At 39.8% G+C, this 16,158-nt stretch carries 14 protein-coding genes; 13 read left to right on the top strand and 1 reads right to left on the bottom strand.

Going from position 1 to position 16,158, the window contains the following annotated elements:
• The first annotated feature begins 298 nt into the window (after positions 1–298).
• The gene (locus QM887_RS01990) at positions 299–3,454 is read left to right on the top strand and encodes an LPXTG cell wall anchor domain-containing protein (protein ID WP_414270258.1); all 3,156 of its coding nucleotides are present in this window, start codon (positions 299–301) and stop codon (positions 3,452–3,454) included.
• Between the two features lie 396 nt (positions 3,455–3,850).
• Here QM887_RS01990 and gor read toward each other — a convergent pair whose 3' ends face one another.
• Entirely contained in the window at positions 3,851–5,197 is a 1,347-nt protein-coding gene (gor, locus tag QM887_RS01985; protein ID WP_414270257.1) for a glutathione-disulfide reductase, read from the bottom strand.
• 238 nt (positions 5,198–5,435) lie between these two features.
• On the opposite strand from gor, the gene QM887_RS01980 reads away from it, so the two are divergent.
• From QM887_RS01980 to QM887_RS01925, 12 genes are all read left to right on the top strand, one after another.
• Positions 5,436–6,623 (top strand): efflux RND transporter periplasmic adaptor subunit, encoded by a 1,188-nt coding sequence (locus QM887_RS01980; protein WP_414270256.1) that lies wholly within the window; start codon positions 5,436–5,438, stop codon positions 6,621–6,623.
• Positions 6,607–7,308, top strand: a complete 702-nt coding sequence (locus QM887_RS01975; RefSeq protein ID WP_075231921.1) for an ABC transporter ATP-binding protein — start codon at positions 6,607–6,609, stop codon at positions 7,306–7,308. The genes QM887_RS01980 and QM887_RS01975 overlap by 17 nt, the downstream gene beginning before the upstream one ends.
• Position 7,309: 1 nt before the next feature.
• Entirely contained in the window at positions 7,310–8,569 is a 1,260-nt protein-coding gene (locus tag QM887_RS01970; protein ID WP_414270255.1) for an ABC transporter permease, read from the top strand.
• A 135-nt stretch (positions 8,570–8,704) separates the two neighbouring features.
• Positions 8,705–10,702, top strand: coding sequence for a methionine--tRNA ligase (gene metG / locus QM887_RS01965; protein WP_414270254.1), 1,998 nt, complete (start codon positions 8,705–8,707; stop codon positions 10,700–10,702).
• A gap of 103 nt (positions 10,703–10,805) precedes the next feature.
• On the top strand, positions 10,806–11,732 hold the full coding sequence (locus tag QM887_RS01960) for an aldo/keto reductase (protein WP_414270253.1): 927 nt from the start codon (positions 10,806–10,808) through the stop codon (positions 11,730–11,732).
• Between the two features lie 136 nt (positions 11,733–11,868).
• Positions 11,869–12,687 carry an EbhA gene (locus tag QM887_RS01955; protein ID WP_414270252.1) on the top strand — a complete coding sequence of 273 codons (819 nt, stop codon included), beginning with the start codon at positions 11,869–11,871 and terminating at the stop codon, positions 12,685–12,687.
• A gap of 196 nt (positions 12,688–12,883) precedes the next feature.
• The gene (locus QM887_RS01950; protein ID WP_414270251.1) at positions 12,884–13,915 is read left to right on the top strand and encodes a DNA/RNA non-specific endonuclease; all 1,032 of its coding nucleotides are present in this window, start codon (positions 12,884–12,886) and stop codon (positions 13,913–13,915) included.
• 106 nt (positions 13,916–14,021) lie between these two features.
• The gene (locus QM887_RS01945) at positions 14,022–14,258 is read left to right on the top strand and encodes a DUF2829 domain-containing protein (protein ID WP_000141913.1); all 237 of its coding nucleotides are present in this window, start codon (positions 14,022–14,024) and stop codon (positions 14,256–14,258) included.
• Positions 14,251–14,949: a 3-oxoacyl-ACP reductase gene (locus tag QM887_RS01940; RefSeq protein ID WP_414270250.1), complete on the top strand. Its 699-nt coding sequence runs from the start codon at positions 14,251–14,253 to the stop codon at positions 14,947–14,949. The genes QM887_RS01945 and QM887_RS01940 overlap by 8 nt, the downstream gene beginning before the upstream one ends.
• Before the next feature lie 36 nt (positions 14,950–14,985).
• The gene (locus tag QM887_RS01935) at positions 14,986–15,321 is read left to right on the top strand and encodes a hypothetical protein (RefSeq protein ID WP_414270249.1); all 336 of its coding nucleotides are present in this window, start codon (positions 14,986–14,988) and stop codon (positions 15,319–15,321) included.
• Between the two features lie 18 nt (positions 15,322–15,339).
• Positions 15,340–15,759, top strand: coding sequence for an SMI1/KNR4 family protein (locus QM887_RS01930; protein ID WP_414270248.1), 420 nt, complete (start codon positions 15,340–15,342; stop codon positions 15,757–15,759).
• An 18-nt stretch (positions 15,760–15,777) separates the two neighbouring features.
• Entirely contained in the window at positions 15,778–16,116 is a 339-nt protein-coding gene (locus tag QM887_RS01925) for a hypothetical protein (RefSeq protein ID WP_414270247.1), read from the top strand.
• The last annotated feature ends 42 nt before the right edge of the window (positions 16,117–16,158 follow it).

Below are 16,158 nucleotides of genomic sequence, written 5' to 3'. Positions count from 1 at the left end.
CATAAGATTCTTTCTAATGATGGTTTGGTCACTTTTCATTATAGGTCTTATGGGACTTTTTTTCTACAACAAAATAGGCTCCATAATTCCTATGGTGGTTTTACCCACTACAGAAATTATAGAGCCTGTATTTTTTTGTTTTTTTAGTGTATCGTTTAACGGTCCTTAGGCGATACACCAAAACCCTTGTCGCTCAAGTGGTTGAGGTGAATTGTTCGAAGCACTAATATCAAAAAAATAGGATTTTTGTAGTATTTACACACCTAAAAAGTAATTCTACATTCCTAAGGAGGAAATTATGAAAACAAATAAACTTGTTAAACTCGGTATTGCAACCTTTGCGGTTGCGGTGTTGGGGGTAGTGCCAGCTTTTACAGCTCAGGCAGACACACATGTGGCAGAACAGCCAAATACAGCTTCAAAACCAGTAGAAAATGGCAAACCAAGTGATTCAGAAAAACCAGAGGTTAAACCGACTGAAGAAGCGAAACCTGAAGCTAAGTCAACAGCAAACGCAGCCGAGACTCAGCCATCTGATGCCCCAAGGGAAGATGCAACCTTAAATGAAGAAAAGCATCTTCCTATCCGATATGTGATTGAACTAGATTTTAAGGATATAAGGACTGGGGAGAAAGTAGAACCTACTAAAACGTTGACAGGAAATGTTAACTTTGGTGAAGATTTAACAATTGATGCTCCAAGATTTGAAGGCTATAGGCTTGAAAGATCTGACCCCAAAATTCTGAATATTAGTTATGATAAACTAAATTATTATGGGAAGACAGTTGGATCTAAACCTCGTCAAGTATATGATTCATTGAAATATGGGATGTTTACTCTCACCAAAGAAGGCGATACAATCATAGCACATTATCGGCTTGAATATGAGACACTTCCGCTAGAGAAGCCTAATAGGAGCGAACGGACTCTTCATATTAACTTTAGCTATACTGAAACTCCTAAAATTTGGCCCGATGGTACACGCCCTCTTCATCGTCACTATCATTCCATTGATGATGGAAAACGAGGCATAACAGTCACTATTAAGCCAGGTGAGAGTTTTACTTTACCTAAGGGTGAGATAGATGGCTATATTTTGGAAGATATAACGGATTCTAGATACGAAGAGGGAAGATTTGGAGCAACTACTGGTAATCATTATAAACCTGGAGAAACTGTACCTTACGAGAAATTCAACTTTTATCCTGCTGTTGTTGACGGTGTAGAAAGCGATCATATTTCAGTTAGTTATAGTTATTATCGACCGGAAAAACCATCTCAACCTACGGAGAAACCAGCACCAAAAGCTGAGGAAAATCAAGAGCCCATCAAATATCGTATCGATTATTTCGATGCAGATACGGGAGAGAGGCTATCTCGAGAAATTGGAGTTTTAAACCCTGGTGAAACTATCAATATCGATAAAAATATTGATGGCTATGAGGTAGTTACGAATCGTCGTTGGATGTCTAGTTATAATGTGGACTACCGGTTAATGGATAGATATTTTGGGTCTTCGTCTGGATATCGATATATGTTTCTAGAATATAAGAAGGTAAATTCGGATGCCAAGCCTTCAGAGACTCCGAAACCAGAAGTAAAACCGGAAACGAAGCCTTCAGAGACACCAAAACCAGAAGTTAAACCAGAACCAACGCCAAAAGCTGACGAAAAACAAGAGCCCATCAACTATCGTATCGAATATTTCGATGCAGAGACGGGAGAGGAGATATCTCGAGAATATGGAGTATTAAATCCTGGTGAAATTGTTAATATCCATAAAAATATCGATGGCTATGAGGTAGTTTCGAATGATAGCTGGATGCCTGGATATAATGTGGACTACAGGATAATGAATAGATATTTTGGTGGTCAAACGTTTGAACGTTACATGTTTCTAGATTATAAGAAGGTAAAGGCGGATGCCAAGCCTTCAGAAACCCCAAAACCAGCGCCAAAAGATGAAGAAAAGCAGGAGCCCCTCAAATACCGTATCGATTATTTCGATGCAGATACGGGAAAGGAGATATCTCGAGAATATGGAGTTTTAAACCCTGGAGAAACTATTAATATCCATAAAAATATTGATGGCTATGAGGTGGTTTCGTATTATAGCTGGATGCCTGGTTATAAAGTGGACTACAGGATAATGAGTACATATTTTGGTGGTACTTTGGATGAACGTTACATGTTTCTACACTATAAGAAGGTAAATGCGGATGCCAAACCTTCTGATACTTCAAAACCAGAAGTTAAGCCGGAAACTAAGCCTTCTGATACTTCAAAACCAGAAGTAAAACCAGAAACTAAACCATCAGAGACACCGAAGCCAGAGGTTAAGCCAGAACCTCAGCCTTCTGATACTCCAAAACCAGAAGTTAAGCCAGAACCTAAACCTTCAGAGACTCCGAAACCAGAAGTTAAGCCGGAACCAAAGCCTTCTGATGCTTCAAAACCAGAGGTTAAGCCAGAACCTAAACCTTCTGATACTTCAAAACCAGAAGTTAAGCCGGAACCTAAACCATCAGAGACACCGAAACCAGAAGTTAAGCCAGAACCTAAGCCTTCTGATACTTCAAAACCAGAGGTTAAACCGGAACCTAAACCATCAGAGACACCGAAACCAGAAGTTAAGCCGGAAACTAAACCTTCTGATACTTCAAAACCAGAAGTAAAACCTGAAACTAAACCTTCAGAGACACCAAAACCAGAAGTAAAACCTGAAACTAAACCTTCAGAGACACCAAAACCAGAAGTAAAACCGGCACCTAAGCCTTCAGAGACACCAAAACCAGTTACACCAGCTGTTCCAGATCAACCACAACCTGCTAAGCCAGAGAAACCAGTTACTCCAAGCACTAGCCGAATCCTTGCGAATGAAATTGGAAGTGTTCAAGTACGTGCTTCAGAGGAAACACTCAAAAACGTCAGCTACATCAAGGTAGAAGAAACTAAGTCAAATTCACTTGAGGCGAAAAACTACAAGGCCTACGATATTCGTCTATACGACGCAAATGGCAAGGCTGTCCAGCCAAATGGCATGGTTCTAGTGAGCCTTTCTGCAGAAAAGCCAGTTGAAAATATCTACTATGTTTCTCCAGATGGCGTTTTGCAAGCATTAGACTTCAAGCAAGATGCGGATAAGGTAACTTTCGAAACCAATCACTTTAGTATCTATGCTATGACTTTCAAAAATCTGTCAGTAAATCACAATGGCGGTAGTATCCAAACGCCAGTTGCAGGTAGTGAAAACTCAACAATCCCTACGCAAAACAGCAATGGTGCAGATGGGACACAACCACAATCCAAACCATTGAAAACTAAGGGAGAAGGTGGAGAGAAAACAACTAAAACTTTACCCAATACTGGTGAAAATAGCTCAATTCTCACTACACTATTTGGAGTATTGACTCTAAATGCTGGATTGTTTAGCTATCGCAAGAAAGAAAAATAATCTCAACTTATAGTTTATCAACTAAACAAGCTCCTCGATTGAGGGGCTTTTTTTGAAAAACAGTGTATAATGTGAAAGTTTCAAGGTTCTCCACTGTATTATTCCTTTTAAAATATCCGAGTTTCCCTCAGATTTTATACGATTATCAAGATATCTTATGTCATTTATCCAAAATGAAAAGAGACTGAGATAGTCTCTCAAAACTAAAACAAACTATATCGGTAATTTAAAAAGTACCCTTATAGAGCTTGGCTACCATATGGTGAATAAACCTTAGGAATCCTGATGGGAAAGAGTTTCTTAATTTTCTCTAGTAAAAGAAAAAGATTGAAGAAAATGGTCCTAAATAGGCTTTTTCTTCAATCTGAATGACCGATATGGTCTCATTTAAAATTATTAACGCATGGTCACAAATTCTTCTGAGCCAGTTGGGTGGATAGCGACAGTAGCATCAAAGTCAGCTTTTGTAGCTCCCATCTTGATAGCAACTGCGAAACCTTGAATCATTTCGTCAACTCCATAGCCGATTCCATGAAGGCCAACTACCTTTTCGTCTGCACCAGCTGTTACGAGCTTGAAGCGAGCTTCTTGACGGTGACTAGTAACGGCAGAATACATAGATGCAAATTTTGAAGTATAGACTTTAACGTTTTCTTGGCCGTACTCTTTGACAGCTTCTTCCTCAGTCAGACCGACCGTTCCGATTGCTGGGTGTGAGAAAACTACAGTTGGAATAGTCGTGTAGTCCATTTTAGCATTGGTTTTACCGTTGAAAAGTCTTTCGGATAGGGTACGACCAGCCTTGATAGCAACAGGAGTTAGTTCCTTTTCACCTGTGACATCTCCAAGAGCGTAGATACCTTCAACGACAGTATTTTGGTATTCATCAACCTGGATAAAGCCGCGTTCATTGAGGGTAACACCAGCTTTTTCGAGTTGAAGTCCTTCAACATTTGGATGGCGACCAGTTGCCCAGATAACTTGACTGGCAGTATGAGTGCTGCCATCTTCGAAATGAATGGTAATACCTTGTTCAGTTTCTTCAAGTTTAGCAGGAACCTTATGTGTGTGGAGATTTAGTCCTGTATTTTCCATTTCCTGAACTAGACTCTCAACGATATAGCTATCAAATCCACGTAGTGGACGTTCACGACGGACAAATAAATCTGTCTGAACACCAAGTGTATGGAGTACACCAGCCAATTCGACAGCAATGTAACCAGCACCTAGAATAGCTACCGATTCAGGCAACTCTTCCCAGGCGAAGACATCATCTGAGCTACCACCTAGTTCAGCACCAGGAATAGCAGGGATATGAGGATGAGCTCCAGTCGCAATCACGATATGCTTAGCGTGGAGCAATTCGCCATTAACGCTGACAGTATGAGCATCGACAAACTCGGCACGTCCTTCAATCAAATCAACTCCATTACGCTTGAAGCTTCCATCATAAGACGAGCGAGCACGGTCAATATAGGCTTCACGATTCTTACGAAGAGTTGCATAATCAAATTCGTTACCAGTATTTGTGAATCCATAGTCAGGTCCATATTTGTGGATACTCTCTGCAATTTGGGCTCCATACCACATGATTTTTTTAGGGACACATCCGAGGTTGACACAAGTGCCACCTAATTTCTTTTCCTCAATAACTGCAGCTTTAGCACCATGTTCGCCAGCACGATTCATGGTAGCAATACCCCCGCTACCTCCTCCAATGGTGATAATATCGTATTCTCTCATAGAAAGCTCCTTTGTTGTTTTCTAGTCATATTCTATCTTTTTTTGGAGGTCAATGCAAAAATCTGCTACGCTTAAAAATTTTAAGAAAATGCTTGCAAAAATAAAAAAGAAAGTGTATTATATAACTAATACAACAATAAAAGGATCTTACAAATAAATTTGGATTGTTAGAAAGAAATTGTCCATTTTTGAGACTTGTGCTATAATCTTAATATATATTTGTAAAGAAGGAGTTCTTATGAAAAGAAAGAAAACAGCCAAGAAATGGCCTTTATATACTGCTATTGGGGTTGCAACAGCCCTCGTAATTGGTGCTGGAGCTATTCTCCTATTTAGACAACCAAACAAAAATGCAACAATTGACGAACCTGCTAAAATCGCTGTAGCAAAAGAGGGAACGGTTGCTTCATCGGTTCTTCTATCGGGTAGTATAACTGCTCAAAAAGAACAATATGTTTATTATGATGCTAGTAAAGGTGACTTGGATGAGGTTTCGGTCTCTGTCGGAGATAAGGTAAGTGAAGGCCAAGCCCTTGTTAAGTATAGTAGTACAGAAGCTCAGGCTGCCTATGATGCTGCCAGTCGTGCAGTTGCTAAAGCTGACCGTCATATCAATGAATTGAATGAGGCTCGAAATACTGCTGCAGCAACACCTGTGCTCCCTCAAGCAGGGATTGAAGGCGCTACGGACCAAGCCCAAGCGCAATCTTCTACATCAGCTACAGCTTCTATTGATTCACAAATCAGTGATGCCCGTGATGTTCGTGCAGACGCAGCGGCACAACTTGAAAAAGCCCAGGCTCAGTTGGATGCCGCTACAGTTTTGAGTACTGTAGAAGGTACAGTTGTTGAGGTAAATCGTAATGTTTCAAAATCTCCAACAGGAAATAGCCAAGTCTTGGTGCATATCGTTAGTAACGACAATTTGCAGGTCAAGGGCGAGCTTTCTGAGTACAACCTTGCCAATCTTTCTGTAGGCCAAGAAGTTACCTTTACTTCAAAGGTTTACCCAGATAAAACTTGGAATGGTAAGATTAGCTATATTTCAAATTATCCAAAGAACAGTAGTGAAGCAAGCAGTAGCTTAGCTGGTTCAAATACAGGTTCTAAATATCCGTATACCATCGATGTTACAGGGGAAATTGGAGATTTGAAGCAAGGATTTACTGTTAGTGTTGAAGTCAAGAATAAGAGCAAGGCCTTGATCGTTCCAATTTCGAGTGTAGTTATGGAAGAAGACAAAAACTATGTTTGGATTCTTGATGAAAATCAAAAGGCCAAAAAAGTTGAAGTTGGATTGGGCAATGCGGACGCAGAAAACCAAGAAATCACATCTGGTTTGACAGATGGAGCAAAAGTCATCAGTAATCCGACAGCTTCCTTAGAAGAAGGGAAAGAGGTGAAGACTGATGAAGCAACTAATTAGCCTCAAAAATATCTGCCGTAGCTATCGAAATGGTGACCAAGAACTTCAAGTCCTTAAAAACATTAACCTAGAAGTTCAAGAGGGTGAATTTGTAGCTATCATGGGACCATCTGGTTCTGGTAAGTCCACCCTCATGAACACCATTGGGATGTTGGATACTCCTACAAGTGGTCAGTATTTTCTAGATGGAAAAGAAGTAGCTGGTCTGGGTGAAAAACAATTAGCCAAGGTTCGAAATCAGGAAATCGGCTTCGTCTTTCAACAATTCTTTCTCTTGTCTAAAATGAATGCCCTCCAAAATGTCGAACTTCCTCTGATTTATGCAGGAGTTGGTGCTTCAAAACGTCGCAAATTAGCAGAAGAGTATCTGGAAAAGGTTGAGTTGACTGAGCGTAGCCATCACTTACCTTCGGAGTTGTCAGGTGGTCAGAAGCAAAGAGTTGCCATAGCGCGTGCACTTGTTAACAATCCTTCGATTATCTTGGCAGATGAGCCTACTGGAGCCCTTGATACTAAAACAGGAAACCAGATTATGCAACTCTTGGTTGAATTAAACAAAGAAGGAAAAACAATTATTATGGTAACGCATGAGCCTGAAATTGCTGCTTATGCTAAACGTCAGATTGTCATCCGTGATGGTGTTATTTCGTCTGATAGTGCTCAAGTAGAAAAGGAGGAAAACTAAGATGCAGAATCTTAAATTTGCCTTTTCATCTATCATGGCTCACAAGATGCGCTCCTTCTTGACCATGATCGGTATTATCATCGGTGTTTCCTCTGTTGTAGTTATCATGGCTTTGGGAGATTCCATGTCTCGTCAGGTCAATAAAAATATGACCAAGTCCCAGAAAGACATCCATGTATTTTTCTCACCTACTAAAAGTAAGGACGGTTCCTTTACCCAGAAGCAATCTGCTCTAACCCTGTCTGGTAAAGAGGAAGATGTTTTTGTTGAACCACCAAAACCACAAGAAGCTTGGGTTAAGGAAGCTGCTAAGCTCAAGGGAGTGGATAGTTACTATGTGACCAACTCAGCCAATGTGACCTTGACCTATAAGGATAAAAAGGTGGAACACGCTAACATGACTGGTGGGAATGTCACTTATATGGATGCGGTCGAAAATGAAATCATTGCAGGTCGAAGTCTTAGAGCACAAGATTATAAGGATTTTGCAAACGTGATCATTTTAGATGAAGAACTTGCCAATAGCCTTTTTGGTTCAGCACAAGAAGCTCTCAATCAGATTGTTGAAGTAAATGAAATCAGTTACCGTGTTATTGGTGTTTATGCAAGTAAAGAAGCTAAGGCTGCAAAAGCCTTTGGTGTCGGAGGACTACCCATTACGACTAATATTTCTCTTGCGGCAAATTTTAACACGGATGAGATTTCAAATATTGTCTTTCGCGTTAACGATACGAGCTTGACCCAGACTTTAGGTCCAGAATTGGCTAGAAGAATGACGGAGATTGCAGGGCTCCAACAAGGTGAGTATCAGATAGGAGATTCGTCTGCTGCCTTCCAAGAAGTTCAACAACTTTTTGGCTTCATAACAACGATTATTAGTGCTATTGCGGGGATTTCTCTCTTTGTTGGTGGTACTGGTGTTATGAACATTATGCTTGTTTCGGTGACAGAGCGTACCCGTGAGATTGGTCTACGTAAAGCACTAGGAGCAACACGGGCTAATATCCTGGTTCAATTCTTGATTGAATCCATGATTTTAACCTTATTAGGTGGGGTCATCGGTCTTCTGCTTGCTGCAGGGGTGACCATGCTTGCAGGTGTTCTTCTTCAAAACTTGATTGCAGGAATCGAAGTTGGAGTATCTATCCCAATCGCTCTCTTTAGTTTAGCGGTCTCAGCTGGCATCGGTATGATATTTGGTGTTCTACCAGCCAATAAAGCTTCTAAGCTAGATCCGATCGAAGCTCTTCGCTATGAATAAGATAATCAAGATGAAAAACAAGATGGACATTTGTCTGTCTTGTTTTTGTATGGATTTCCTTATCGATAATCACTAAAAATATGATATAATGAAGTGTTAGAAAAACAGGTTTCATTTGCCTGGAAAGGAAATATTATGTCTGAAAAGAATTTTTATATTACAACACCGATTTACTATCCATCTGGTAAACTTCATATCGGTTCTGCCTACACAACTATCGCATGTGATGTCTTAGCACGTTACAAACGCCTGATGGGCTACGATGTCTTTTATTTGACAGGTCTGGATGAGCATGGTCAAAAAATCCAGCAGAAAGCTGAAGAAGCTGGCATTACACCACAAGCCTATGTTGATGGGATGGCAGTTGGCGTCAAAGAACTCTGGAAATTATTGGATATCTCATACGATAAATTTATCCGTACAACTGATGACTACCATGAAAAAGTAGTGGCTCAAGTTTTTGAACGCTTGCTTGCTCAAGATGACATCTACCTAGGTGAATACTCTGGTTGGTATTCAGTTTCAGATGAGGAATTCTTTACAGAAAGTCAACTTGCGGAAGTTTTCCGTGACGAAGCTGGAAATGTGACGGGCGGTATCGCTCCATCAGGCCACGAAGTGGAATGGGTATCTGAAGAGTCTTACTTCCTTCGCCTCAGCAAATACCAAGACCGTTTGGTTGAATTTTTCAAATCGCACCCTGACTTCATCACTCCAGATGGTCGCCTTAATGAAATGCTACGTAACTTCATTGAGCCAGGTTTGGAAGACTTGGCAGTATCACGTACAACCTTTACATGGGGTGTGCCAGTTCCATCGAATCCAAAACACGTTGTTTACGTTTGGTTTGATGCCCTTCTAAATTATGTGACAGCTCTTGGCTACGATCAAGAAGAACACGCTAACTTTGACAAGTTCTGGAATGGAACAGTCTTCCACATGGTCGGAAAAGACATTCTTCGTTTCCACTCAATCTACTGGCCAATCCTTCTCATGATGATGGATATCAAATTGCCAGAACGTTTGATTGGGCATGGCTGGTTTGTCATGAAAGACGGCAAGATGTCTAAGTCTAAAGGGAACGTTGTCTATCCTGAAATGTTGATAGAGCGTTTTGGTCTCGATCCACTTCGTTACTACCTCATGCGTAGCCTTCCAGTTGGTTCAGACGGAACCTTCACTCCAGAGGACTATGTAGGACGTATCAACTATGAATTGGCAAATGACCTCGGAAACCTCCTCAACCGTACGGTTTCTATGATTAACAAGTACTTTGATGGGCAAATCCCTGCCTATGTAGAAGGTGTGACAGAGTTTGACAATGCACTTGCTGACCTTGCAGAACAATCAATCGCTGACTACCACACCTATATGGAAGCAGTTGACTACCCACGTGCCCTTGAAGCAGTCTGGACTCTTATTTCACGTACCAACAAATACATCGATGAGACAGCTCCTTGGGTCTTGGCTAAGGATGAAGCTCTTCGTGACCAATTGGCAAGTGTGATGAGCCACTTGGCAGCCAGCCTTCGCGTCGTAGCGCACCTGATTGAGCCATTTATGATGGAAACTAGTCGTGCAGTTTTGACACAACTTGGTCTAGCAGAAGTTTCTAGCCTTGAAAACTTGAGCTTGGCTGATTTCCCTACTGGTGTCACTGTAGTTGCTAAAGGAACACCTATCTTCCCACGTCTCGATATGGAAGAAGAAATCGCCTATATCAAGGAACAAATGGAAGGCAACAAACCAGCCGTCGAAAAAGAATGGAATCCAGATGAAGTTGAACTCAAACTAAACAAGGAAGAAATCAAGTTTGAAGACTTTGACAAGGTCGAAATCCGTGTTGCTGAAGTCAAAGAAGTTTCTAAAGTAGAAGGTTCTGATAAGTTGCTTCAATTCCGCCTAGATGCTGGTGATGGTGAAGATCGTCAAATTCTCTCAGGAATTGCTAAGTACTATCCAAACGAACAAGAATTAGTTGGCAAGAAGGTACAAATCGTTGCCAACCTTAAACCACGTAAGATGATGAAAAAATATGTCAGCCAAGGGATGATTCTCTCAGCTGAACATGATGGCAAATTAACCCTTCTCACAGTTGATCCTGCTGTACCAAACGGAAGTGTGATTGGCTAAAATTTAAAAAGGACCAGTTTGAGCTGGTTCTTTTCTTTTGTATGACGATAGTTGATAAAAGAGGCATTCTGCTTTATAATGAAGAAAAACGGAGGAAAAAGCCATGAAATACATTCCATTTGGTCAAGAGAAAAAAGAACTGTCAGAAATTGTGCTCGGCATGATGCGAATCAGTGACAAGTCGGTTAAAGAAGTTGAGGAGTTGGTTGAAACAGCCCTATCTGTAGGAATCAATGCCTTTGACTTGGCAGATATCTATGGTGGAGGTCGTTGCGAAGAATTACTGGGTCAAGTGTTAAACAATCGTCCTGACCTGCGAGAAAAGATGTGGATCCAGTCTAAGTGTGGCATTCGCATAGAAGAATTTACCTATTTTGATTTTTCAAAAGATTATATTTTAGAATCAGTAGACGGGATTCTAAAAAGATTGCAGGTTGATTATCTAGATAGCTTGCTTCTCCATCGTCCAGATGCTTTGATGGAAGCTGATCAAGTGGCTCAAGCCTTTGAAATTCTACATAAATCAGGTAAAGTTCGAGACTTCGGTGTGTCCAATCAAAATCCTATGATGATGGAATTACTGAAGAAAGAGGTCAAACAACCTTTATCTATCAATCAATTACAACTAAGCGCAGCTTTCACGCCAGGATTTGAATCAGGTTTCCATGTCAATATGGAAGGTGAAAAGGCAGCTGTGCGTGATGGTAGCGTCTTTGAATACTGTAAATTAAACGACATAGTCCTTCAGGCTTGGTCAGTCTTACAGTTTGGCTACTTCAAGGGTAATTTTGTTGGCAATGAGAAGTTCCAACAACTAAACCAAGTCCTAAATCGCCTAGCCTTAAAATACGGTGTGAGCCCATCAGCTATTGCTATCGCTTGGGTGTTACGTTATCCAGCTAAGATGCAGGCAGTAGTAGGGACAACTAACCCTAAACATTTGATAGAAGCAAGCCAAGCAAGTAATGTCAACCTAACTCGAAAAGAGTGGTATGAGATTTACCTAGCAGCAGGGAATGATTTGCCATAAAAACTAAAGAAATATTTTATCAAGAGTGAGGTGATACCTCGCTCTTTTTATATTTATTTAAAAATTTATATAATTGTTTGAAAATACAAACCAATGATAGTATAATAAAATAAAAAATTTTTTAGGGGAAGTAAATATGAAAAAAATTATAGCAATCATATCTATTATGATACTTGCAGTACTAGGTGTTAGTTTGGGTTATTATTTTTTATCTTATGTACCTTATAAAACTGCTGTCAGTAACTTTGAGAAGGCTTCTACATCTCTAAAAGAAAAAAATAAAGATATTGAAGACTTATTATCTGAGGCTGAAACGGTGGTTGAAAAAGGAGAAGAAGCATTAGAACCAAATACTTTAGATGACTTAAAGAATTCTGTTGAAGAAACTCAAAAAACAATAAGAAAAGTACCTGAAATAGAGAAAAAAACAAAAGATATTGAAAATCAGATTGATGAAATGAATCAACCGTTAAGTTATGACGAAAATCAAAATGAATTAAAGGATAAATTAAAAAAATACAAAAATAGTATCATTCAATTAAAACAAATTACGAATCCATCAAGTACATTTATTGAGGAAAGACTTAAAGAAGTTGATACAATTACTGGAGTACAATCTGTGACAGAAAGTAATGATCCTAATAAGCACTTAAATAAACAGGGTGGTTATACAGCATCGGTTTATTTTGTAGATAATCAAGTAACTCCTCCAGTAGAAGGTTCAGATATTGTTCAAAAAGGAAATGATGCTGGAGGAAATATAGAGGTATATAAAACTAAAGAGGAAGCAGAAAAACGTAATAATTATATTAGTACATACGATGGAACCGCTCTTCAACCTGGTTCACATTATGTGTATGGTACAGTTTTGATTCGTACTTCTTCAAAACTAACAGCAAGTCAACAACAAGAATTAACTAAAAAAATATATCAAAAACTTATAGAAATAAAGTAATTAAAAGAATTAAATTTATAAAATATTATAAAATGTATTCTACTTTTTCATTAACTTTTATCAAGAGCGAGGTCATATTTCGCTCTTTTATTTTGTTGAAAAATTTATATAATTGTTTGAAAATGCAAAATATAAATGGTAAAATTTTATAAAATAACAACATAATAAATATTTTAATAAAATAGGAGTATTTAGAATGAAAAAAATAGTTTTGACTTCTGTTGTTTTACTCTCATTGCTGACATCTGTTGGTTGCTCGAAACATAAAGAGGAGGCGAAAGTAGCTGAACCTGTACTGACTGAACAGAGCAAGCAGGATAATACAAAGCTATACAAGGAAGCTGGTCTACTTACTTTTAAGAACGAAAAGCAGCTAGAAATCGGGGAACTTGATTCCAAATCGCGAGCAACTTATGCTCATATTCAGTTGAAAGATAGTGATGAACCCAAAGATAAACGGGAAGAAAAACTAGAATTTGATCCAGTTGGATGGCATAACTATAAATTTTATTATGGTGATGGCACAAAGGAAGCCTGGCTGATGAATCGCGGACATTTGGTTGGCTATCAATTTAGTGGACTAAATGACGAAGGGCGTAATCTAGTTCCTATGACAGCATGGTTAAATACTGGCGCCTTTACAGGAACGGATGATAAAAATCAAAGTAGCATGCTCTATTATGAAAATGGACTCGATTCATGGCTTGCAAATCATCCCAATTATTATCTTGACTATAAGGTAGCAGCAGTCTATAAGGATGATGAGTTGATTCCAAGACAAATTGTACTCCAGTATGTAGGAATTGATCAAAATGGGAATTTGCTTGAGATAAAATTAGGAAGTAGTAAGGAAAAACTTGATAAGTATTCCGTGACCCATGTGACTTTAGAGAATGTTTCAGCAAATGCAGAGATAAATTATGCTGACGGTACTGCAAAGAACACAGTCAAATCAGCTGAGGAACGCGCCGCTGAGCAAAAGGTAGCCGAGGAAAAAGCCAAGAAAGAGGCTGAAGAAAAGGAAGCAGAAGAAAGAGCGAGAAAAGAAGCTGAAGAGAAGGCTAAAGAAGAACAGACACAGCAGGAAACTGAAGCACAAGCACCAGAGGAAGAATCACACAGCAGTAATTCAGGTGGCTACTTTAGAGATAGAAATGGACGATGGCACCGACCAAATGGGAAGTTTGCCTCTAAAAAGGAAATTAGAGAAGCCGGTTTGCAGTGGTAATCTACTAAAGCTTAATAAATCATGAAAAATAATTGTCAAAAAGCCGTTGGAAAACGGTTTTTTGTTATAATGAAATTAAGATTTATAGATAACAAAGGAGAAAAACATGACATTTGAAGAGATTTTACCTGGACTAAAGGCTAAGAAGAAATACGTGCGTACTGGCTGGGGGGGAGCTGAAAATTATGTGCAGCTTTTTGATACCATCGAGCAAAATGGCGTCGCCCTTGAAGTGACACCCTATTTCCTCATCAACGTATCTGGTGAAGGGGAAGGTTTTTCTATGTGGAGTCCAACTCCTTGTGATGTCTTAGCGACGGATTGGGTGGAAGTCCATGACTAAACGTGTACTGATTACAGGTGTTAGCTCAGGGATTGGTCTGGCTCAAGCTCGACTCTTTTTAGAAAAAGGTTATCAGGTTTTTGGAGTGGATCAGGGTGAAAATCCTGATTTACAGGGTGAGTTTCACTTCTTGCAGCGGGACTTGACCTTGGATTTAACGCCGATTTTTGATTGGTGTCCTCAGGTGGATGTTCTCTGCAATACAGCTGGAGTTTTGGATGACTACAAACCTTTACTAGAACAAACATCCCAAGAAATACAAGAGATTTTTGAAATCAACTATGTGACACCAGTAGAGCTGACGCGCTATTATTTGATGAACATGTTGGAAAATAAGCGAGGAATCATCATCAATATGTGTTCCATTGCCTCAAGTCTAGCAGGCGGTGGTGGGCACGCCTATACCTCGTCTAAACACGCCTTGGCTGGATTTACCAAGCAGTTGGCTCTAGACTATGCTGAGGCTGGGATTCAGGTTTTTGGCATTGCTCCTGGTGCAGTTAAGACTGGTATGACCGCAGCTGACTTTGAACCAGGTGGTTTGGCGGACTGGGTTGCTAGTGAAACACCTATCAAACGCTGGATTGAGCCAGAAGAAGTGGCAGAAATCAGCCTCTTTTTAGCAGGTGGAAAAGCAAGCGCCATGCAGGGGCAAATTCTCACTATTGACGGTGGATGGTCTTTGAAGTAGCATAGTTGCTATTCTGTGAATATGTGGAGGTAAGCTATGAAAAGAGATGAGTTTGGATTTGTCTTGCCCAATCTCTACTATCAGTTTTTAACGGACTGGAAAGAGATTGACTCCTATGAAATTGGAGATACAGGTATCTGTTTGTATGCCAAGGAGGATCTAGAGGAGCGTAATGAAACTTATCAGATTGAGGAAGTAGAGCCAGATTACTTTATGATTGGACAGGAAGGAGATTTGGCCTACTTTATTAAGAAAAATGCAGATGATTGCATTTATGAAAATGACTTGGGTGCTTTAGGATCCTTAGAAATGCAAAAAATTGCTGCAAACGTCTATGACTTTATTGATAAGAGTTTAGAGGAAGAGTTGTAAAACTGGGAGGGAGAAATCATGTTTAGAGTGCTAGATGCAGATTCACCGATTTCAAAAGAAGATTTTTTACAATTTGAGGAGATTCTTGGGAAGAAATTACCGGAAGCCATGAAGGATTTTTATTTCAAGTACAATGGTGGTCAGCCCCAAGTAAGGGGGGGTCACGATGACCGTCATCTCTTTCCTTTCAATTCCTTTAATTCACTTGAGGAGATGAGAAAGTCTCTTACCTGGTTTGACGATGAGGCTGTGCCTGAGGGATTTAAGGGCGCAGATCTTCTCCATTTTGCCTATGATCCTGGATCTGGCAATTATGCTCTTTCTTTAAGGGCAGAGGATTATGGCAAGGTTTACTTCTATGTTTTAGAAGAAAAAGCTGAGTTGTATGGTCAATGGCCATCTTTTGTGGATTTTTTGAATTCTTTTGTTGAAGAGTAAGACTAAAAAGGAGAAGAGATGCGGAAACACCAAGAACTTTCACTTGAGCAGATGATCGAGCAGGTGCGCGCGGACGAGTCTTCTTCAGATGATTTTTGCCTCTATGGCAAGGAGGATGGAGAGCTAGCACTAGATAGGCTCTATTGGGTATCAGATTATCCGGATGTCGTGGAAGACCGTGATATTTACCCTGCTGATGTAGTGGAGCAAAATCTCCAGCTAGTCTACTATGGAGAGCAGTTGCTTGATGTTCTCACGGTTGCACTTGAGGAAAAGCCAGATGCAAGTCATAAAGACTTTGTTGAGGCTTTGAAATATTACCATCAGCATGATAGTTTTATGCCCTTTGAAAGCTAGTAAGCATACTAGATTTATGAAGTTCATTGATAATTAACAAAT

Source organism: Streptococcus infantis (assembly GCF_047460875.1).
GTDB lineage: Bacteria > Bacillota > Bacilli > Lactobacillales > Streptococcaceae > Streptococcus > Streptococcus infantis_AA.
Note: the sequence above shows the minus strand (reverse complement) of the source record. Positions and strands in the feature narration are given on the sequence as shown.

Excerpts from the sequence above, each read along its gene's own strand:
- QM887_RS01990 (WP_414270258.1), top strand. The coding sequence starts at position 299 with ATGAAAACAAATAAACTTGTTAAACTCGGTATTGCAACCTTTGCGGTT.
- gor (WP_414270257.1), bottom strand. The coding sequence starts at position 5,197 with ATGAGAGAATACGATATTATCACCATTGGAGGAGGTAGCGGGGGTATT.
- QM887_RS01980 (WP_414270256.1), top strand. The coding sequence starts at position 5,436 with ATGAAAAGAAAGAAAACAGCCAAGAAATGGCCTTTATATACTGCTATT.
- QM887_RS01975 (WP_075231921.1), top strand. The coding sequence starts at position 6,607 with ATGAAGCAACTAATTAGCCTCAAAAATATCTGCCGTAGCTATCGAAAT.
- QM887_RS01970 (WP_414270255.1), top strand. The coding sequence starts at position 7,310 with ATGCAGAATCTTAAATTTGCCTTTTCATCTATCATGGCTCACAAGATG.
- metG (WP_414270254.1), top strand. The coding sequence starts at position 8,705 with ATGTCTGAAAAGAATTTTTATATTACAACACCGATTTACTATCCATCT.
- QM887_RS01960 (WP_414270253.1), top strand. The coding sequence starts at position 10,806 with ATGAAATACATTCCATTTGGTCAAGAGAAAAAAGAACTGTCAGAAATT.
- QM887_RS01955 (WP_414270252.1), top strand. The coding sequence starts at position 11,869 with ATGAAAAAAATTATAGCAATCATATCTATTATGATACTTGCAGTACTA.
- QM887_RS01950 (WP_414270251.1), top strand. The coding sequence starts at position 12,884 with ATGAAAAAAATAGTTTTGACTTCTGTTGTTTTACTCTCATTGCTGACA.
- QM887_RS01945 (WP_000141913.1), top strand. The coding sequence starts at position 14,022 with ATGACATTTGAAGAGATTTTACCTGGACTAAAGGCTAAGAAGAAATAC.
- QM887_RS01940 (WP_414270250.1), top strand. The coding sequence starts at position 14,251 with ATGACTAAACGTGTACTGATTACAGGTGTTAGCTCAGGGATTGGTCTG.
- QM887_RS01935 (WP_414270249.1), top strand. The coding sequence starts at position 14,986 with ATGAAAAGAGATGAGTTTGGATTTGTCTTGCCCAATCTCTACTATCAG.
- QM887_RS01930 (WP_414270248.1), top strand. The coding sequence starts at position 15,340 with ATGTTTAGAGTGCTAGATGCAGATTCACCGATTTCAAAAGAAGATTTT.
- QM887_RS01925 (WP_414270247.1), top strand. The coding sequence starts at position 15,778 with ATGCGGAAACACCAAGAACTTTCACTTGAGCAGATGATCGAGCAGGTG.